This is a genomic window from Thalassobaculum fulvum, from assembly GCF_014652915.1.
GTDB lineage: Bacteria > Pseudomonadota > Alphaproteobacteria > Thalassobaculales > Thalassobaculaceae > Thalassobaculum_A > Thalassobaculum_A fulvum.
The window spans coordinates 118985-137088 of record NZ_BMZS01000009.1; the positions used below are offsets into that span (position 1 = coordinate 118985).

The 18104-nt window shown below is 71.0% G+C and carries 18 protein-coding genes; 10 read left to right on the forward strand and 8 right to left on the reverse strand.

Translation table 11 applies throughout. The features are described from left to right. Nucleotides 1-108: 108 nt before the first annotated feature. Nucleotides 109-996, reverse strand: a complete 888-nt coding sequence (locus IE246_RS18700; RefSeq protein ID WP_189992478.1) for a DMT family transporter — start codon at nt 994-996, stop codon at nt 109-111. Nucleotides 997-1169: 173 nt separating this feature from the next. Between IE246_RS18700 and cbiB the strand changes: the two genes are divergently transcribed. Further along, complete coding sequence (cbiB, locus tag IE246_RS18705) at nt 1170-2132, forward strand: adenosylcobinamide-phosphate synthase CbiB (protein ID WP_189992479.1); 963 nt, start codon at nt 1170-1172, stop codon at nt 2130-2132. A gap of 7 nt (nt 2133-2139) precedes the next feature. On the opposite strand, the gene IE246_RS18710 is transcribed toward cbiB, so the two are convergent. Both IE246_RS18710 and IE246_RS18715 read right to left on the reverse strand, forming a co-directional pair. Further along, nucleotides 2140-2532, reverse strand: a complete 393-nt coding sequence (locus tag IE246_RS18710; RefSeq protein WP_189992480.1) for a VanZ family protein — start codon at nt 2530-2532, stop codon at nt 2140-2142. A gap of 183 nt (nt 2533-2715) precedes the next feature. Continuing rightward, nucleotides 2716-3369, reverse strand: coding sequence for a glutathione S-transferase family protein (locus tag IE246_RS18715; protein WP_189992482.1), 654 nt, complete (start codon nt 3367-3369; stop codon nt 2716-2718). A 111-nt stretch (nt 3370-3480) separates the two neighbouring features. Between IE246_RS18715 and IE246_RS18720 the strand changes: the two genes are divergently transcribed. The 6 genes from IE246_RS18720 (at nt 3481) to IE246_RS18745 (ending at nt 11101) form a co-directional block, all read left to right on the forward strand. Further along, a complete protein-coding gene (locus IE246_RS18720; protein WP_189992484.1) occupies nt 3481-4866 on the forward strand; it encodes a leucyl aminopeptidase family protein in 1386 nt (461 codons plus the stop codon). A 97-nt stretch (nt 4867-4963) separates the two neighbouring features. Beyond that, nucleotides 4964-5332, forward strand: a complete 369-nt coding sequence (locus IE246_RS18725; RefSeq protein WP_189992486.1) for a MarR family transcriptional regulator — start codon at nt 4964-4966, stop codon at nt 5330-5332. 113 nt (nt 5333-5445) lie between these two features. Further along, nucleotides 5446-7302, forward strand: coding sequence for an extracellular solute-binding protein (locus IE246_RS18730; RefSeq protein ID WP_189992488.1), 1857 nt, complete (start codon nt 5446-5448; stop codon nt 7300-7302). A gap of 28 nt (nt 7303-7330) precedes the next feature. After that, the gene (locus tag IE246_RS18735) at nt 7331-8422 is read left to right on the forward strand and encodes a microcin C ABC transporter permease YejB (protein WP_189992489.1); all 1092 of its coding nucleotides are present in this window, start codon (nt 7331-7333) and stop codon (nt 8420-8422) included. A 4-nt stretch (nt 8423-8426) separates the two neighbouring features. Next, nucleotides 8427-9476: an ABC transporter permease gene (locus tag IE246_RS18740; RefSeq protein ID WP_189992491.1), complete on the forward strand. Its 1050-nt coding sequence runs from the start codon at nt 8427-8429 to the stop codon at nt 9474-9476. Then, nucleotides 9473-11101: an ABC transporter ATP-binding protein gene (locus IE246_RS18745; RefSeq protein WP_189992493.1), complete on the forward strand. Its 1629-nt coding sequence runs from the start codon at nt 9473-9475 to the stop codon at nt 11099-11101. Before IE246_RS18740 ends, IE246_RS18745 begins: the two co-directional genes overlap by 4 nt. 6 nt (nt 11102-11107) lie before the next feature. Here the strand turns inward: IE246_RS18745 and clpS are convergent, their stop codons facing one another. Both clpS and IE246_RS18755 read right to left on the reverse strand, forming a co-directional pair. Next, the gene (gene clpS, locus IE246_RS18750) at nt 11108-11413 is read right to left on the reverse strand and encodes an ATP-dependent Clp protease adapter ClpS (protein WP_189992495.1); all 306 of its coding nucleotides are present in this window, start codon (nt 11411-11413) and stop codon (nt 11108-11110) included. A gap of 67 nt (nt 11414-11480) precedes the next feature. Then, complete coding sequence (locus tag IE246_RS18755; RefSeq protein WP_189992497.1) at nt 11481-12107, reverse strand: glutathione S-transferase family protein; 627 nt, start codon at nt 12105-12107, stop codon at nt 11481-11483. A 130-nt stretch (nt 12108-12237) separates the two neighbouring features. Between IE246_RS18755 and IE246_RS28180 the strand changes: the two genes are divergently transcribed. Continuing rightward, complete coding sequence (locus IE246_RS28180; RefSeq protein ID WP_189992499.1) at nt 12238-13170, forward strand: 2-hydroxyacid dehydrogenase; 933 nt, start codon at nt 12238-12240, stop codon at nt 13168-13170. Between the two features lie 19 nt (nt 13171-13189). After that, nucleotides 13190-14116, forward strand: a complete 927-nt coding sequence (locus tag IE246_RS18765) for a 2-hydroxyacid dehydrogenase (protein WP_189992501.1) — start codon at nt 13190-13192, stop codon at nt 14114-14116. 171 nt (nt 14117-14287) lie between these two features. Here IE246_RS18765 and IE246_RS18770 read toward each other — a convergent pair whose 3' ends face one another. The 3 genes from IE246_RS18770 to IE246_RS18780 all read right to left on the reverse strand — a co-directional run bounded on the left by IE246_RS18770 (nt 14288) and on the right by IE246_RS18780 (nt 17133). Next, nucleotides 14288-15655: a flavin monoamine oxidase family protein gene (locus IE246_RS18770; protein ID WP_229837376.1), complete on the reverse strand. Its 1368-nt coding sequence runs from the start codon at nt 15653-15655 to the stop codon at nt 14288-14290. Nucleotides 15656-15719: 64 nt separating this feature from the next. Beyond that, a complete protein-coding gene (locus tag IE246_RS18775) occupies nt 15720-16502 on the reverse strand; it encodes an inositol monophosphatase family protein (RefSeq protein ID WP_189992503.1) in 783 nt (260 codons plus the stop codon). Between the two features lie 19 nt (nt 16503-16521). Beyond that, entirely contained in the window at nt 16522-17133 is a 612-nt protein-coding gene (locus tag IE246_RS18780) for a c-type cytochrome (protein ID WP_189992505.1), read from the reverse strand. A gap of 245 nt (nt 17134-17378) precedes the next feature. Here IE246_RS18780 and IE246_RS18785 point away from each other — a divergent pair, with 245 nt between their 5' ends. Then, nucleotides 17379-18098 carry a 3-deoxy-manno-octulosonate cytidylyltransferase gene (locus tag IE246_RS18785; RefSeq protein ID WP_229837397.1) on the forward strand — a complete coding sequence of 240 codons (720 nt, stop codon included), beginning with the start codon at nt 17379-17381 and terminating at the stop codon, nt 18096-18098. Nucleotides 18099-18104: the final 6 nt, after the last annotated feature.

Sequence of the window (18104 nt, forward strand, 5' to 3'; positions counted from 1 at the left end):
CCTGATGCCCGGTTCGAGACGCGAGTACCAGTAGGCCCGGAAGGTTCGCCTTCCGGGCCTCGCTCGTTGGGGGATCGGGCGTCAACAGCCTGTAGTTGTTTTGATTTTCTAGTCAGGCTCGCTTTGATCGTGTTGCGCCGAGGCCGCCCGCCGGCGGGCCGCGCGCGCCAGGGTTGCTTCGCGGTGGGCGATGTAGGCGGCCGATCCGGCGATCACCGCCGCACCGAGAAAGGTCCACACCGTCGGCACCTCGCCGAACGCCGCCCAGCCGATGGCGGCGGCGAACGGCATGCGCAGGTACTCGAAGCTCATCACCAGGCTGGCCTCGCCGGCCGCGAAGCCGCGCGTGACCGCCAGGTGCCCGAGCGTGCCGCACAGCCCGATCGCGGCGGCGATCCCGATCTGGGTCGGCGACGGCCACTCCCAGAACGGCAGGGCGGCGACCAGGGTCATCGGCGTCATCATGACCACCATCCAGGTGACCACGGCCTCGGTCGGTTCGGTGTCGGTCAGCCGCTTGACGATCAGCATGTTGGCGGCGGTGGTGGCGGCCGCCAGCAGGGTCCACAGCGCCGCCGGCTCGACCGCGGTGACCCCCGGCCGCAGGATGATCAGCACGCCGATGAACCCCAGCACCGTCGCCGTCCAGCGCCGCCGCCGCACGGTCTCGTGCAGCACCAGCGCGGCGCCGACCGTCGCGAACAGCGGGGCGGTGAAGCTGAGCGCGGTGGCGTCGGCCAGCGCGATGAACCGCAGCGCGTAGAACCCGGCCAGCATGCCGACCAGCCCGAACGCCGCCCGCGCCGTGTACAGCGGCAGCTTGCGGGTCCGCAGTGCCCGCGGCCCGTGGCGCAGCAGCCACGGCGCCATCCACAGCAGCCCGAAGAAGCAGCGCAGGAACGCCACCTCGAACGGGTGCAGGTCGCGCGCCGCGAACTTGATCAGCCCGCCCATCACCGCGAAGGCCAGGCCGGCCAGCGCCATCCAGATCGCCACGCGCGCGGGGCCGGGCAACCGGCCGAGCGGGTCGCCCCGGCCTGGTGCCTGATTGCGGACCGCCTGGGCGATCGGTGCGGACGAGACGGGAGCGGGAGCCATGGATGCCGTGGACAGGGACCGGGCGAGCGTAGTACCGAACCGGTCGGGGAACCAGCCGCGAAGGGGGCCGCGTGGACCGCGCCGTCGTTCTTCTGCTCGGACAGGCTTTCGACGCGCTGGTCGGCGAGCCGGAGGCGTTGTGGCGGCGATTGCCGCACCCGGTGGTGCTGGCCGGCCGGCTGGTCGGTTGGCTGGACCGGCGCTGGAACCTGGACGGCGATCCCCCCACGAGACGGCGCGACCGCGGCGTCGCCGCGCTGGCGGTCGTACTGATCGCAGCGGCGGCGGCCGGGGCGGTCCTGGCCGGCACGTTCGGGCGCCTGGGGCTGCTCGGCGGGCTCCTGGAGGCCGGCGTGGTCGGCGTGCTGCTGGCGCAGCGGTCGCTGCACGACCACGTCACCGCGGTCGCCGACGCGTTCCTGCGCGACGGCCTGTCCGGTGCCCGCCACGCGGTCTCGGCGATCGTCGGGCGGGATCCGGGCACCCTGGACGAGGCCGGAGTGTGCCGGGCGGCGATCGAGAGCACGGCCGAGAACTTCTCCGACGGGGTGGTGGCCCCGGCGTTCTGGTACCTGATCGCCGGGCTGCCCGGACTGCTGGCCTACAAGGCCCTGAACACCGCCGACAGCATGATCGGCCATCGCAGCGACCGGCACCGGCATTTCGGCTGGGCGGCGGCCCGGCTCGACGACCTCGCCAACTGGGTGCCGGCCCGGCTGTCGGCCCTGCTGGTCGTGGCGGCCGCCTGGACCCTGCCCGACGGCGAGCCGGCGGCGGCCTGGCGGGCGGCGCGACGCGATGCCGACCGGCATCGTTCGGTCAACGCCGGCTGGCCGGAGGCGGCGTTCGCCGGCGCTCTCGGCCTGCGGCTTGCCGGGCCGAGGGTCTACGACGGCTCGATGGTCGAGGATGCCTGGATGGGCGACGGCCGGTCGGCGGCGACGCCGGAGGACATCCGGCGGTCGCTGGCGCTGTTCCGTCGGGCCTGCCTCGGGCTGGCGGTGCTGGCGGTGCTGCTGGCGTTCGGGAGCTGAGCGACGGTCAGCTGCCGCGGACCGGATCGACGTCGGCGCTGCGCGGCCGGCCGAGCCAGCGACGCAAGGGAATCGCCGCCAGCCAGCCCAGCGCGACGCCGAACTGATCGAACGCGAAGTCGGCGATGTCGGCGTTGCGGCCCGGGTCGAAGGCCTGCATCAGCTCGACGACCAGGCCGGCGTTCAGCAGGATGATCGCGAGGATGCCCGGGCTGACCCAGCGTCCGAGCAACGGGATCGCGAGCAACGTCGCGGCGAAGAACGCCAGCAGATGCTCGACCTTGTCGGCCTGGACCATGTGGGCCCAGGTCAGCAGTTCGGCAGGCGTCTCCAGGCTGAACCAGGCCGCGACGTTCAGCGCCGTCACGTAGACGACGGCCCAGGCGATGCGGGTCCGCATCCGGCGCGACCGCCTGCGTCGCCGTCGCTCGCGCCGCTTGCGGCGATCGATGGCCCGGCGCGCGGCACCCAAGGCATCCGATTCGACCGTCACTCTGTTCCCTTCGAGACCGTCCCGCCCGAATCCTAGAAGATGCCGGCGGGCTTGGCGAGGGTCACTCCCGCCGTCGGAGCACGGCGGTCGTCAGAACTCGGCCGAATCGATGACCATCGGCTCGTCGGCGGCCGACTTCGCCCACTCCTTCATGCTCTCCAGGCTCCAGACGGCGTCGGCATAGGCCTGCTCGACCTCGCCCAGGGCCACCGCATAGGTGCGGAACCGCGAGACCACCGGCGCGAACATCGCGTCGGCGATCGTGAAGCGCCCGAACAGGAACGGCCCGTCGCCGCCATGGCGCGACCGGCATTGCCGCCACAGGGCTGCGATCCGGTCGATGTCCTCCTTCACCCCCGGCTTGCGGCCCTCCTCGGGAAACCGCGACCGGATGTTCATCGGCATGTGGGTCCGCAGGGCCGAGAAGCCGGTGTGCATCTCGGCCGAGATCGAGCGCGCGACCGCCCGGGCGGCGGAGTCGTCCGGCCACAGGCCGGCCTCGGGCCGCAGTTCGGCGACGTACTCGCAGATCGCCAGGCTGTCCCAGACCGTCAGGTCGCCGTGCTTGAGCGCCGGGACGCGGCCGGAGGCCGAGTGCTTCAGGATCGCCGCCTTGGTGCCGGGTTCGTCGAGCGCGATCAGGACCTCGTCGAACGCGATGCCCGCATGGCGCAGTGCAAGCCATGGTCTGAGCGACCATGACGAGTAGTTCTTGTTGCCGATGACCAGGGTGAACTCTGCCACGCCGCGTTCCTCCAGACCTGCCTTGACGTCCACATTTAAGCGCCTCGCTTGTCGGCGTGAAGCCCCGAGCGGTATACCGTCGGCAAACCGCTGCGATTACGGAGACTTCCCGTGCCCTACAATCTCGTCGGGCGGGCGACCGCCGGAACGGTTCCGATCAGCCCGCTGACGACGGCGGGTCTCGATGCCTGGCTTGCCGGAGCCGACGGCCGCGTCGCCGCCTGGGTGCGCGCCACCGGCTTCAAGGCCAAGGCCGGCGAGGTCGCGCTCATTCCCGACGACAAGGGCGCGCTGTCGCGGGTCCTGCTCGGGGTCGAGACCGCCGAGCGCACCGGCCTCTGGGACTATGCCGGGCTGCCGGGGGCGCTGCCCGCCGGTCGCTATGCGATCGACTCGGAGATCGCGCCGGCGGACGCCACCAGGGCCGCCCTCGGCTGGGCGCTGGCGACCTACCGGTTCGACCGCTACACCAAGATGCCGGCGGCCGAGGCCGAGCTGGTCTGGCCGAAGGGCGCCGACCGCGGCCATGTCGAGCGTGCCGCCGCCGGCACCGCGCTGGCCCGCGACCTGATCAACACCCCGGCCAACGACCTCGGTCCGACCCAGCTCGCCGAGGTCGCCAAGGGGCTGGCCAGGGAGTTCAAGGCGAAGTTCTCGGTACTGGTCGGAGATCAGCTGCTGAAGAAGAACTACCCGACGATCCACGCGGTCGGCCGGGGGGCCGCCGACGCGCCGCGGCTGATCGACTTCACCTGGGGCGACCCGTCGCATCCCAAGGTCACCCTGGTCGGCAAGGGGGTGTGCTTCGACACCGGCGGCTACGACCTCAAGCCGTCGAGCGGCATGCTGCTGATGAAGAAGGACATGGGCGGCTCGGCCCAGGTCCTCGGGCTCGCCCGCATGATCATGGACGCCGGGCTGAAGGTCCGGCTGCGGGTGCTGGTGCCGGCGGTCAAGAACATGGTGTCCGGCGACGCCTTCCTGCCGATGGACGTGATCCGGACCCGCAAGGGGCTGACCGTCGAGATCGGCAACACCGACGCCGAGGGCCGGCTGGTGCTGTGCGACGCGCTGGCCGAGGCCGATTCGGAGAAGCCGGAGCTGCTGCTCGACTACGCCACCCTGACCGGGGCGGCCCGGGTCGCGCTCGGCACGGACCTGCCGGCGCTGTTCAGCAACGACGACGGGGTCGCCGGCGACTGGATGCGCTGCGGTCTCGACGAGGAGGACGCGGTCTGGCGGCTGCCGCTGCACGCGCCCTACAAGTCGATGCTGAAGACCAAGATCGCCGACCTGTCGAACACCGGCAGTGCGCCGTTCGCCGGCGCCATCACCGCCGCCCTGTTCCTCGAGCATTTCGTTTCGCCGACGACGCGGTGGGCGCATATCGACCTGATGGCCTGGAACACCAAGGACCGCCCCGGTCGGCCGGAAGGCGGCGAGGCCATGGCAATGCGCAGCGCCTACCGTATGATCGAGCACCGTTTCGGCGGCTAACGGTTTACGGTTTCGAAACGATTGCCGGGCAGGTATGCTCGGTTCGCTCGCGTAACGACCATGGTCGCGGGCGGTTTGGGGCGCTAGAAGGGGCGGCATGCAGGCGGCGGAGCAGCACCGGGCGTTGAATCTGTGGCGTCTGGCGACCGTCGCGAGCGTGCGGCGGGACGGGCCCGACCTCACGGCACGGCAGATGGCGATCCTGCTGACCGCCTATATGACGCCGCCGCCGCACACCGTGCGCGGCCTGGCCGAGGCGATGGGGATCTCCAAACCGGCGGTGACCCGAGCCCTCGACCGGCTCGGCGATCTCGGCTTCCTGCGGCGCAAGGTCGACGACACCGACCGGCGCAGCGTCCTGGTGCAGCGGACGGTGAAGGGCTCGGTGTTCCTGTCCGAGTTCGCTGAACTGGTGCGCGGGGCCGAGCGCATGCTCGACGGCGTGGAGTCCGGCGATCCCGCCTGATCACCCGGTTTGATCACAATGCGTCGGATGTCCGACTTGGAAGGCTGGCGCCATCTTCCGGTCACACCCGAGGTGTGTAAGATCGACCGAGCCCCCGAGCCGTGAGGAACTCGATGCCGACAGCCCGTCTCCGCGCCGCCGCCGTCCTGCTCCTGGGTTTCGCCCTCGGACTGCCCGCCGCCGTCCCGGCCGCGGCAGCCGAGTACAGCGCTCCGCCGTCGCACGGCATCGCCATGCACGGCGACCTGAAGTACGCGCCGGACTTCACCCATTTCGAGTACGTCGAGCCGAACGCCCCGAAGGGCGGCACCCTGGTCAGCGAGGCGACCGGCAGCTTCGACAGCTTCAACCCGTTCATTCTGCGCGGCCAGCCGGCTTCCGGCGTCGCGCTGATCTACGACACCCTCACCGAGCAGGCGCAGGACGAGCCGTTCAGCGAGTACGGGGCCCTGGCCGAGAGCATCGAGATGCCGGCGGACCGGTCCTGGGTCGCCTTCAACCTGCGGCCGGAGGCGCGCTGGCACGACGGCCGGCCGGTGACCGCCGGGGACGTGGTCTGGACCTTCGACACCCTGGTCGAGAAGGGGGCGCCGTTCTACCGCGCCTACTACGGCGACGTCGTCGAGGTGAAGGCGACCTCGGAGCACCGGGTCCTGTTCGTCTTCAAGGGGCCGGGCAACCGCGAGCTGCCGCTGATCCTCGGCCAGCTCGCCGTGCTGCCGAAGCACTGGTGGCAGGGCAAGGACTTCGCCAACCCGCCGTTCGAGCCGCCGCTCGGCTCCGGCCCGTACCGGGTGAAGGGCTACGAGGCCGGCCGCACGGTCACCTACGAGCGGGTCGCCGACTACTGGGGCAAGGACGTGCCGGCGATGCGCGGGCGCTGGAACGCCGACACCATCCGCTACGAGTACTTCCGCGACCGCGACATCGCGACCGAGGCGTTCAAGGCCGGCGCCTTCGATCTCCGGGCCGAGAACTCCTCGAAACGCTGGGCCACCGCCTACAGCTTCCCCGGCCTGGACGCCGGCATGGCGATCAAGGAGGAGGTGCCGCACCAGAACGTCGCCGGCATGCAGGGCTTCGTGTTCAACACCCGCCGGCCGGTGTTCCGGGACCGCACCGTGCGCGAGGCGATCGGTTACGCCTTCGACTTCGAGTGGACCAACAAGGCCCTGATGTACGGGGCCTATACCCGGACCGACAGCTACTTCGACAACTCCGAGCTGGGCTCCTCCGGCCTGCCGACCGGCGCCGAGCTGGCGCTGCTGGAGCCGTTCAGGGACCGGTTGCCGCCGGAGGTCTTCACGACCGAATTCACGGTCCCGAAGACCGACGGGTCGGGCAATCCCCGCCAGAACCTGCGCACCGCCCTGAAGCTGCTGCGCGAGGCCGGGTGGGCGGTGAAGAACGGCGTACTGACGAACGCCGAGGGGCAGGCGCTGAGCTTCGAGATCCTGCTGGTGTCGCCCGACATGGAGCGCATCGTGCTGCCGTTCGCGGCCAACCTGGAGAAGCTCGGCATCAAGGCGTCGGTCCGCACGGTCGATCCGGCGCAGTTCCAGAACCGGGTCCGCGACTTCGACTTCGACATGATCGTGGGCTCGTTCGGCCAGTCGCAGTCGCCCGGCAACGAACAGCGCGACTACTGGTCGTCGGCGATGGCCGACCTGAAGGGCTCGCGCAACGTCATCGGGGTCAGGGACCCGGTGGTCGACGCGCTGGTCGAGAAGGTCATCCAGGCCCCCGATCGCGAGGCCCTGGTGGCGGCGACCCGGGCGCTCGACCGGGTCCTGCTCTGGGGCTTCTACGTGGTCCCGCACTTCCACAGCGAGACCTACCGCCTGGTCTACTGGAACAAGTTCGGCAAGCCGGCCGTCGCCCCGAAATACGGGCTCGGCTACCCGGACACCTGGTGGATCGATCCCGCGAAGGCCGCCGCCGTCGAGGCCTGGCGGCGCGGCCGAAGCTGATCGCGCGGACCGGGCGGGAGGAGGACGCGTGCTCGCCTATATCCTGCGACGCCTGCTGCTGATCGTGCCCACCCTGGTCGCGATCATGGTGCTGAACTTCGTGATCGTGCAGTTCGCACCGGGCGGGCCGATCGACCAGATCATCGCCCAGATCGAGGGCAAGGGCGACACCACCGCCCGGGTCAGCGGGCAGGGCGGCGGCGAGGCCGGGGCGGCGCCCCAGGCGTCGGACTCCGGGCAGACCCGCGGCACCCGCGGCCTCGATCCGGAGCTGATCGCCCAGCTCGAACGGCAGTTCGGCTTCGACAGGCCGCTGCACGAGCGCTTCCTGACGATGATGGGCAACTACGTCGTCTTCGACTTCGGCGACAGCTTCTTCCGGGCCCGCCGCGTCGTCGACCTGGTGCTGGAGAAGATGCCGGTGTCGATCTCGCTCGGCATCTGGACGACCCTGCTGGTCTACCTGATCTCGATCCCGCTCGGCATCCGCAAGGCGGTGCGCGACGGGTCGCGCTTCGACATCTGGACCAGCGCGGTGATCATCGTCGGCAACGCCATCCCGGCGTTCCTGTTCGCGGTCCTGCTGGTGGTGCTGTTCGCCGGCGGCAGCTATCTGCAGGTGTTCCCGCTGCGCGGGCTGGTGTCGTCGAACTGGGCGGAACTGAGCCTGGTGGACAAGGTGCTCGACTATCTCTGGCACATGGTGCTGCCGATCACGGCGATGGTGATCGGCGGGTTCGCCAGCCTGACCATGCTGACCAAGAACTCGTTCCTGGAGGAGATCAACAAGCAGTACGTCCTGACCGCCAAGGCCAAGGGGCTGAACGAACGCGGCGTGCTGTACGGCCACGTGTTCCGCAACGCCATGCTGATCGTTATCGCCGGCTTCCCGTCGGCCTTCGTGTCGGTGCTGTTCACCGGTTCGCTGTTCATCGAGATCATCTTCTCGCTCGACGGCCTCGGCCTGCTCGGCTTCGAGTCGGCGATCCAGCGCGACTACCCGGTGATGTTCGGCACGCTGTACTTCTTCACGCTGCTCGGCCTGCTGCTGAACCTGATCGGCGACGTCATGTACGTGGTGATCGACCCGCGGATCGATTTCGAGGCGCGGGGGGGCTGAGCGGATGGTCGGCCGCCTGCTCGGTTCCCGCATCACGCCGATCAACCGCCGGCGCTGGGAGAACTTCCGGCGCAACCGGCGCGGCTTCTGGTCGGCCTGGATCTTCCTCGGGCTGTTCGGGCTCAGCCTGTTCGCCGAGATGCTGGCGAACGACAAGCCGATCCTGATCTGGTTCGACGGCGGCCTGTACGCGCCGGTCGCGGTGTCCTACCCGGAGACCGCGTTCGGCGGCGATTTCCCGACCGAGGCCGACTACCGCGACCCGTTCGTGCAGGAGCTGATCCAGGAGAAGGGCTGGATCCTGTGGCCGCCGGTCCGGTTCTCCTACGCCACCATCGACACCGAGCTGGACCGTCCGGCGCCGTCGCCACCGGACGCCCGGCACTGGCTCGGCACCGACGACCAGGCGCGCGACGTGCTGGCCCGCGTGATCTACGGCTTCCGGATCTCGGTGCTGTTCGGGCTGCTGCTGACCTTGTTCTCGTCGCTCATCGGGATCGCCGCGGGGGCCGTGCAGGGCTTCTACGGCGGGCTGCTCGACCTGACGTTCCAGCGCTTCATCGAGATCTGGGGCGGCATGCCCTTCATCTACATCCTGATCATCCTGTCCTCGGTGATCGTGCCGGGGTTCACGACCCTGCTGCTGCTGCTGCTGCTGTTCAGCTGGACCAGCCTGGTCGGCGTGGTGCGCGCCGAATTCCTGCGCGCCCGCAATCTCGACTACGTCCGCGCCGCCCGGGCGCTCGGCGTGTCCGACGCCACGATCATGTTCCGGCACATGCTGCCCAACGCCATGGTCGCCACCCTGACCTTCCTGCCGTTCATCCTGAACGGCTCGATCACCGCGCTGACCGGGCTCGACTTCCTCGGCTTCGGCCTACCGCCCGGCTCGCCGTCGCTCGGCGAGCTGCTGAGCCAGGGCAAGAACAACCTGCAGGCGCCGTGGCTCGGGCTGACCGCGTTCTTCACGCTCGCGATCATGCTCAGCCTGCTGATCTTCGTCGGCGAGGCGGTGCGCGACGCCTTCGACCCGCGAAAGACCTTCCTGCAATGACCGCGCTGCTCGACATCCGCGACCTGTCGGTGGCGTTCGGCGGCAACCTGGCGGTGCGCGGCGTGTCGTTCGACATCCGGGCCGGCGAGACCGTGGCGCTGGTCGGCGAGTCCGGCTCCGGCAAGTCGGTGACGGCGCTGTCGATCCTGCAGCTGCTGCCGTATCCGGTGGCCGGCCACGGCGCCGGCTCCAGCATCGCCTGGAAGGGCGAGGAGCTGATGGGCGCGCCGGAGAGCACGCTCCAGCGGATCCGCGGCAACGAGATCGCGGTGATCTTCCAGGAGCCGATGACCTCGCTGAACCCGCTGCACACGGTGGAGAAGCAGATCGGCGAGATCCTGGCCCTGCACAAGGGGCTGCGCGGCGACGCGGCGCGCGCCCGCACGCTGGAGCTGCTGGACCTGGTCGGCATCCCGGATCCGGAGCGCCGGCTCGGCTCCTACCCGCACCAGCTGTCCGGCGGCCAGCGCCAGCGGGTGATGATCGCCATGGCGCTCGCCAACGAGCCCGACCTGCTGATCGCCGACGAGCCGACCACCGCGCTCGACGTCACCATCCAGGCGCAGATCCTGGCCCTGCTCGGCGACCTGCAGCGCCGGCTCGGCATGGCCATGCTGCTGATCACCCACGACCTCGGGATCGTGCGCAAGATCGCCGACCGGGTGTGCGTGATGACCGCCGGCGAGATCGTCGAGCAGGGCGAGACCGAGCGGGTGTTCACCGAGCCGCGGCACGACTACACCCGAAAGCTGCTGGCGGCCGAGCCGAAGGGCAACCCGGAGCCGGTCCCGGCGCAGGCGCGCACCGTGCTGCAGGCGTCCGACGTGCGGGTCTGGTTCCCGGTCCAGCGCGGCGTGCTGAAGCGCACGGTCGGCCACATCAAGGCGGTCGACGGGGTCAACGTGAAGGTCAGCGCCGGCGAGACCGTCGGCATCGTCGGCGAGTCCGGGTCCGGCAAGACCACGCTGGCGATGGCGCTGCTGCGCCTGCAGGCGTCGACCGGCCGGCTGGCCTTCATGGGCCGCGAGATCCAGGGCCTGGACCGCAAGCAGGTCCGGCCGCTGCGCCGCGACATGCAGATCGTCTTCCAGGACCCGTACGGCAGCCTCAGCCCGCGCATGTCGATCGCCGAGATCGTGCGCGAGGGGCTGGACGTGCACGAGCCGGCGGAGCTCGGCCTGCCGACGCCCGAGGACAAGGAGCGCCGGATCGACGAGGTGCTGCGCGAGGTCGGGCTCGACCCGTCGATGCGCGACCGCTACCCGCACGAGTTCTCCGGCGGCCAGCGCCAGCGCATCGCCATCGCCCGGGCCATGGTGCTGCGCCCGAAGCTGCTGGTGCTGGACGAGCCGACCTCGGCCCTCGACATGAGCGTGCAGGCCCAGATCGTCGACCTGCTGCGCGACCTGCAGGCGGCGCACGGGCTCGCGTACCTGTTCATCAGCCACGACCTGAAGGTGGTGCGGGCGCTGTCGCACCGGGTCGTCGTCATGAAGGACGGCAAGGTGGTCGAGGCCGGCGACACCGAGGCGGTGATGGGCCGCCCGCGGCAGGCCTACACCCGCGCCCTGATGGCCGCCGCCTTCGACCTGGTGGCGACCGAGGGCGGGGAGGTGCGCAAGTAGCGCCGGCTACTCCTCCGGCTCGGTCGTGAACATCAGGGGGTATCCCTTGCGGCGGGCCATGTCGGTGGCGCGAGACGCCTTGGTCTCGGCGACGTCCCTGGGATAGACCGCGACCACGCAGGCGCCGCGCCGGTGGGCGGTCATCATCACCCGGTAGGCTTGGTCGTCGCCAATGCGGAACTCGGTCTTCAGCACGGTGACCACGAACTCGCGCGGCGTGTAGTCGTCGTTCAACAGGATGACTTTGTGCAGGCGCGGCCGCTCGACCTTGGGCCTGGCCCTGGTGCGCGGCTCGAGGTCGGTCTCGTTCATCGCGGCGCCTCCGCTGACGATGACGCTCCCGACTCTCGCGCTGAATCCGCTACCGGCTCAAGCCCTCTCAGGGAATGCCGTTGCGCCCGTGCTCGCGGAAGCCGGGCCGCTCGGCCAGCCGGTCGTAGTAGGCGGCGACCGCCGGCAGGTCCGGGCGCCCGGCCAGCGGCGTCATCGCCCAACGGTTCACCGACAGGCCGAGCACCACGTCGGCGACCGTGAAGCCGTCGCCGGCCACGAACCCGCCGGTGTCGGCGAGCCGGCGGTCGAGGATCGCCATGGCGGCGTTCCAGCCGGCGGTGCCGGCGGCGATCCGGGCCGGGTCCTGGAAGTCCGGGTGCCGGCGCACCAGCCCCATGAAGGCGTCGCGCCACGCACCGTTCAGGTCGGTCGCCTGCCAGTCCATCCACTTCTCGACCTCGGCGCGGGCGCGTGGTGCTGTCGGCAGCAGGTCGATGCGCCCGTGCCTGGCGGCGAGGTAGCGGCAGATGGTGTTGGACTCCCAGAGTGGGCCGTCCTCGTCGACGATCACCGGCACCAGCCCGTTCGGGTTCATCGCCAGGAACTCCGGCGTCCCGGTCGCGGCGAAGCCGCTGCCCCAGTCCTCGCGCGCGTAGTCGAGGCCGATCTCGCGGCAGGTCCACAGCACCTTGCGCACGTTGATCGACGAGGCCTTGCCGAGGATGCGGAGCATGGGGGTGGCTTTCCGTCGGTCGAGATGTGGCGCGGAGCTTGCTGTTGCGCGACCGCCGCGACAAGCGTCGACATCGCGAGGCCGACTTCATATGGTCGTGGATCACCGACCGCGACTGCGAGAGAGCGCCATGCCGGCTGTGCTTTTCCGATCCCCGAACGATTCCAGCGCGGCTTGGCGCAAGTCGCTGTCCGAGCGGATTCCCGGTATCGACTTCCGGGCCGACCCGGACATCGGCGACCCGGCCGACGTCGAGTTCGCGCTGGTCTGGAAGGTGCCGGCCGGCTACCTCAAGCAGTTCCCGAACCTGAAGGCGATCTGCTCGCTCGGGCAGGGGGTCGACCACATCTTCGCCGACCCGGAGCTGCCGCGCGGCCCGCACATCATCCGCCTGGTCGACCCGTGGATGGGCCGGGCGATGGCCGAGTGGGTGCTGCTGCAGGTGCTGCGCTTCCACCGCCAGGGCCCCGAGTACGAGGAGCTGCAGCGCCGCCGGGAGTGGAAGTCGCTGCCGGCGCCCGAAACCTCGACCCGGCGGGTCGGGATCCTCGGCCTCGGTGCGCTCGGGGCCGAGGCGGCGACCACGGTGGCCGCACTCGGCTTCGACGTCGCCGGCTGGTCGCGCACCCGCAAGTCCATCCCCAACGTGAAGAGCTATGCGGGCCCCGAGGAGTTCGACGCCTTCCTGGCGCGCACCGACATCCTGTGCGGGCTGCTGCCGCTGACCCCCGAGACCCGCAACCTGATGGACGCCGAGCTGTTCGCCAAGCTGCCGAAGGGCGCGTACGTGGTGAACTCGGGCCGCGGCCAGCAGCTGGTCGAGGCGGATCTGCTGGCCGCGCTCGATTCGGGCCACATCGCCGGCGCCTCGCTCGACGTGTTCCAGGTCGAGCCGCTGCCGACCGACCACCCGTTCTGGACCCACCCGAAGGTGCAGGTCTGGCCGCATGTCTCGGCCCAGACCAACGCCGACAGCGGCGCCGACCAGGTGGCCGAGAACATCCGCCGGGTGTTCGCCGGCGAGAAGCCGATCAACGAGGTCGATCCGGACCGGCAGTACTGACGGGGTCGGATTGATGGGCGTGATCCTCGTCCACATCGAGGGCTACGACCCGGCACCCTGGATCGACGAGCTGAAGCGGCAGGCCCCGGACCTCGATGCCCGGGCACGGCCGGATGTCGACGATCCGGCGGCTGTCGAGGTGGCGATCACCTGGCGGCTGCCGTTCGGGGTCTACCGGACCTTCCCGAACCTCAGGCTGATCCAGTCGATGGCGGCCGGCGTCGACCACATCCTGGCCGACCCCGAGCGCCCGCCGCGGGTGCCGGTCGCCCGGGTCGTCGACCCGTGGATGGCCCGCTCGATGGTGCACCACGTCACGCTCGCGGTGCTGCGCTGGCACCGGCGCATGGACTGGCTGGAGGGCCGGCGAGCCACCGCGTCCTGGCCAACCGGCATCGTGTTCGACGCCGATGCGGTGCGGGTCGGGGTGCTCGGACTCGGCAACCTAGGTCAGGCGGTCGCCCGCGCCATGCAGGACCTGGGGTTCGAGGCCGCCGGCTGGTCGCGCTCGCCGAAGGCGATCGACGGTCTGGTCTGCCACCACGGGCCGGACGGGCTGCGGGATCTGGCGGCCTGGTCGAGCGTGCTGGTCTGCCTGCTGCCGCTGACCGCCGAGACCGCGGGCATCCTGAACGCCGGGCTGTTCGCGCTGATGCCCGAGGGCTCGCTGCTGGTGAATGTCGGCCGCGGCGGCCACCTGGTGGAGGACGACCTGACGGCGGCGCTCGACTCCGGCCGGCTGGCGGCCGCCGCCCTCGACGTGTTCGGCACCGAGCCGCTGCCGGCCGGGCACCGGTTCTGGGGCGACAACCGGATCTACCTGACCCCGCACATCGCCAGCGAGATCAACCCGGTGACCGCGACCCGGGCGTTCGTCGAGAACATCCGCCGGGTCCGCGCCGGCGAGGCGCCGGTCGGCCTGATCGATCCGGCCAAGGGGTACTGAGGGCGCCCGTCGCTTCGTGGGTTCCGGCTCCGTCCCGCTTGCGACGGTCCACTCCGGAATGACGACAGGGGAGGAACAGCCCTCCTATATTGTCGTCATTCCGGACGGACGCGCCGCTCCGGCGCGGTCGAGCCGGAACCCACGAAGTGACGGGCGCCCGCCGCCCTTCGCTCACCCCAGTTCGTCGACCACCCGCCCGGCCGCGTCGAGGCCGGACAGCCAGGCGCCGTGGACGGTGCCGTGGAAGTCGAACCGCGTGTGCTCGCCGCACAGGAACAGCCGGCCGCCGACCGGCTCGGCCAGGCCGTCGAACTGCGCCGCCCGGTTGCCCGGCCGCGGATGGCTGTAGGCGCCGAGCGCGTAGGGATCGGTCGACCAGTGGGTGGTCAGGGTGCGCAGCGGCCGGCCGACCGCATCGCCCCAGGCCTGGCGCAGCACGGCCAGCGCGTCGGCCGCCATCTCGGCGTCGGCCATCCGGTCGGCGACCGGCGCGTAGCCGCCGACGCTCAAGCCCAGCAGCACGTTGCGGTCCGAGAAGGTGCGGTAGTTGAGCCAGTAATTCCAGCGCCCGACCGGCTCGGTCATGATCCCGAAATACTGGGTCTCGACGTCCCAGAACGGCCGGGCGAACTCGAACGCGATCTTGGTGACCGTCCCGAAGCCGAGCGCCCGGATGCTGTCGACATGGCCGCGCGGCAGGGCGGGCTCGAAGGCGATGCCGCCGGCCTTGAGGACGCCCAGCGGGACGCTGCACACCACGGCGTCGGCCCGGATCGCGCTGCCCCCGGTCCGCACCGTCGCGCCGTTCCCGGCGATCGCGATGCCGGCGACCGGCGACGAAAGCCGGATGTCCAGGCCGTCGGCGACCGGCGGCAGGATCCGGTCGTAGCCGTCGGGCAGGATCACGTCGACGCCGTCGAAGGCGTCGTCCTCGTCGAACAGCGTCGCCGAGATGTCCCCGAGCGGCGCGCCGATGTCGAACTCGGTGTAGGCCGACAGGGCCCACAGCATTCCGGGATCGGCGAGTGCGTCGGGGGCGATCTCGGCAATGGCGTCGCGCAGGCTGCGGCGGTCGTCGTTCTCGAGCGCGGCATCGACCCGTTTCAGCAGGCGTTCCCAGCGCGCGTCGATGGCGTCGACTTTGGTGGCGGGGATCTCCCGGCCGGCGGGATCGAACACCGCCAGGCTGGAATCGTCGGCGACGAACCGGCGGGCGCCGACGTCGTCGGCCAGCCGCCGGATCGGGTTGTCCCTGCTCGGCCCGTGGATCCAGCCGGCCCCGACTTCGAACGGCACGCCGAGCGAGCGGTCGGTGAACAGCCGGCCGCCGGTGCGGGCGCGGGCCTCCAGGACGGTCAGCTTCGCGCCCTGCGCGGCCAGCGCCCGGGCGGCCGCCAGCCCGGAGACGCCGGCCCCGACCACGACCACCGTCCGGCCGCGCAGCGCCCGCGCCGGCCGGGGCCGCAGCGCCACGAAGGCGCCGCCCGCCAGCAACGCGGTCTTCAGGATCCGTCGGCGGTCGACGGTGGGTCGCTGCATCGGACACGCTCCGGCCAGTATCGGGCAATCCTATACCGAAGCGCGGGGGCCGCAGCCCGGCAGACTATCCCTGCAGGCGCTTCAGCGCTTCGGCGTGCAGTTCCGGGGTGCGGGCGGCGAGCACGCGGCTGGTCGATCCGAGGCCGACCGGAACGCCGTCCCAGTCGGTGACCAGCCCGCCGGCGCCGGCGATCACAGCGGCCGGCGCCAGGTAGTCGTAGTCCTTCAGGTCGGCCTCGACCACCAGGTCGATGGTGCCGAGCGCCACCAGTCCGTAGTTGTGGCAGTCGCCGCCGTACATCGGCAGCCGCACCTCGGCGCGCAGCCGCTCGAACGCGGTCAGCTCCCAGCCCTGCCTGAACATGTGCGGCGAGGTGGTGGCGAGCGTCGCCTCGGCCAGGGCCCGTGCCGGGCGCGGCGATACGGGCTGGCCGTTCAGGGTGGTCGGCAGGCCGGGGCCGCCGATCCAGCGCTCGTCCAGGATCGGGCAGTCGATCACCCCGAGCAGCGGAGCCTTGCGTTCGGTGACGGCGATCAGCGTGCCGAAGGTCGGCCGGCCGGTGATGAACGCCTTGGTGCCGTCGATCGGGTCGAGCGACCAGACGTAGTCGGCATCCGGCGCCTTCAGCCCGAACTCCTCGCCGGCGATGCCGTGGTCGGGGAAACGCGCCTCGATCAGCTCGCGCAGCCGCTTCTCGACGCCGCGGTCGGCGACCGTGACCGGGCTCTCGTCGGCCTTCGATTCGACGGCCAGCGCGGTCCGGAAATGCTCGCGGATGATGGGGCCGGCCACATCCGCCAATTCGGCGGCGAACGCGGCCAGCTCGTTCAGGTCTGGGTGCGCCATGACCGATGGCGCCGGCGGCTCAGCCGCCGGCCTTCGCCTTTTCGAAGGCGTCCTGCGCGGCCTTGACCTCCTCGGCGGTCGGCAGCGGGGCCGGGGTCCCGGCCATGGTCCGCAGATAGGCGATCAGGTCGGCGCGGTCGCTCGCCTTCTTCAGGCCGGCGAAGTTCATCTTGGTGCCGGGCATGTACTCCGACGGCTTGTGCAGGAACTTGTTGAGCGACTCGTAGGTCCAGTTCTTCGGGTCGGAGAACGACTTCATCGCGTCGGAGTAGTTGAAGCCCTCGTGGCTGCCCTTCTCCCGGTTGACGATGTCGAACAGGTTCGGGCCGACCTTGTTGGCGCCGCCCTGGTCGAAGGTGTGGCAGGCGGCGCACTTCTTCGCGCCCTTCTCGCCGGCGGCCACGTCGGCGCTGGCGAGCAGCGGCAGCACCGGCTCGACCGGGGCCGGGCCCTGCGCGGCGGCCTCGGCGGCACCGCCGCCCACGCCCTCGGGAACGTCGATCTTGTAGACGTTCTCCTGCAGTTCCTTGGGATGCACGAGGCCATCGGCGATCTTGCCGGTCACCATCGCGAGCAGCCCGGCGGCCAGGATGCCGGCCAGAATCTTGTTGCCTTCGAGCGACGTCGCCATGCCTCGAACCCTTCTTGTCCCGCCCGTCTCGTTCTCTGCGCGAACCCGCCCCCGGGGCGCGGCGGCGCTAACATACCCACGGCGCCCGGCGCTGTCCACGCGCAGGCGCTCGCCTCCTGCAGCGACTTAGCCCGCGCGCGCGTGCTTGCGCAACCGTATGGGCGGGGCGTAAGAGGGCCGGCTCACGCGGCATTTCGCCGCAAACGGAGTGGACCGTGAATCCGATCGTGCTGATTCCGGCGCGCATGGCGTCGACCCGGCTGCCGGGAAAGCCGCTCGCCGACATCCTGGGCGAGCCGATGATCGTCCAGGTCTGGCGCCGGGCCGTCGAGGCCGATGTGGGCCGGGTGGTGGTGGCGGCCGGCGAGGCCGAGATCGCCGACGCCGTGGCCGCCGCCGGCGGCGAGGCGGTGCTGACCGCGCCGTCGCATCCGTCCGGGACCGACCGGATCAGCGAGGCCCTGAACCGCGTCGACCCGGACGGCCGCCACGACCTGATCGTGAACGTCCAGGGCGACCTGCCGGTGCTGGAGCCGAAAACCGTGCGGGCCGCCATGGCGGCGCTGACCCGCATGCCGGACGCGGCCATGGGCACGGTCGCCTGCCCGATCGAGGGCGACAGCGACCTGCCGCCGACCAGCGGCGTCAACAAGCTGGCGGTGGCCTGGGAGCCGGACGGCCGGTTCGGCCGGGCCCTGTACTTCAGCCGCCTGCCGATTCCGTACGGCGGGGCCACGGTGTTCCACCACATCGGACTCTATACCTACCGGCGCGCCGCGCTCGACCGGCTGGTGGCGCTGCCGCCGTCGCCGCTCGAGCAGAGCGAGAAGCTGGAGCAGCTGCGGGCGCTGGAGGCCGGCATGCGGATCGAGGTCGGCCGGGTCGAGACGGTCCCGCTCGGCGTCGACACCCCGGCCCAGCTCGAGCAGGCGCGCCGGCTGCTTGCCGAGTCGCGCCCGGCCTGATTATGT

Coding starts and splice junctions, on each gene's coding strand:
- IE246_RS18710 (WP_189992480.1), bottom strand. CDS start 2,532: ATGCGGACCCGCATCGCCTGGGCCGTCGTCTACGTGACGGCGCTGAAC.
- clpS (WP_189992495.1), bottom strand. CDS start 11,413: ATGAACGAGACCGACCTCGAGCCGCGCACCAGGGCCAGGCCCAAGGTC.
- IE246_RS18745 (WP_189992493.1), top strand. CDS start 9,473: ATGACCGCGCTGCTCGACATCCGCGACCTGTCGGTGGCGTTCGGCGGC.
- IE246_RS18740 (WP_189992491.1), top strand. CDS start 8,427: ATGGTCGGCCGCCTGCTCGGTTCCCGCATCACGCCGATCAACCGCCGG.
- IE246_RS18755 (WP_189992497.1), bottom strand. CDS start 12,107: ATGCTCCGCATCCTCGGCAAGGCCTCGTCGATCAACGTGCGCAAGGTG.
- IE246_RS18770 (WP_229837376.1), bottom strand. CDS start 15,655: ATGCAGCGACCCACCGTCGACCGCCGACGGATCCTGAAGACCGCGTTG.
- IE246_RS28180 (WP_189992499.1), top strand. CDS start 12,238: ATGCCGGCTGTGCTTTTCCGATCCCCGAACGATTCCAGCGCGGCTTGG.
- IE246_RS18785 (WP_229837397.1), top strand. CDS start 17,379: ATGGCGTCGACCCGGCTGCCGGGAAAGCCGCTCGCCGACATCCTGGGC.
- IE246_RS18775 (WP_189992503.1), bottom strand. CDS start 16,502: ATGGCGCACCCAGACCTGAACGAGCTGGCCGCGTTCGCCGCCGAATTG.
- IE246_RS18780 (WP_189992505.1), bottom strand. CDS start 17,133: ATGGCGACGTCGCTCGAAGGCAACAAGATTCTGGCCGGCATCCTGGCC.
- IE246_RS18725 (WP_189992486.1), top strand. CDS start 4,964: ATGCAGGCGGCGGAGCAGCACCGGGCGTTGAATCTGTGGCGTCTGGCG.
- IE246_RS18730 (WP_189992488.1), top strand. CDS start 5,446: ATGCCGACAGCCCGTCTCCGCGCCGCCGCCGTCCTGCTCCTGGGTTTC.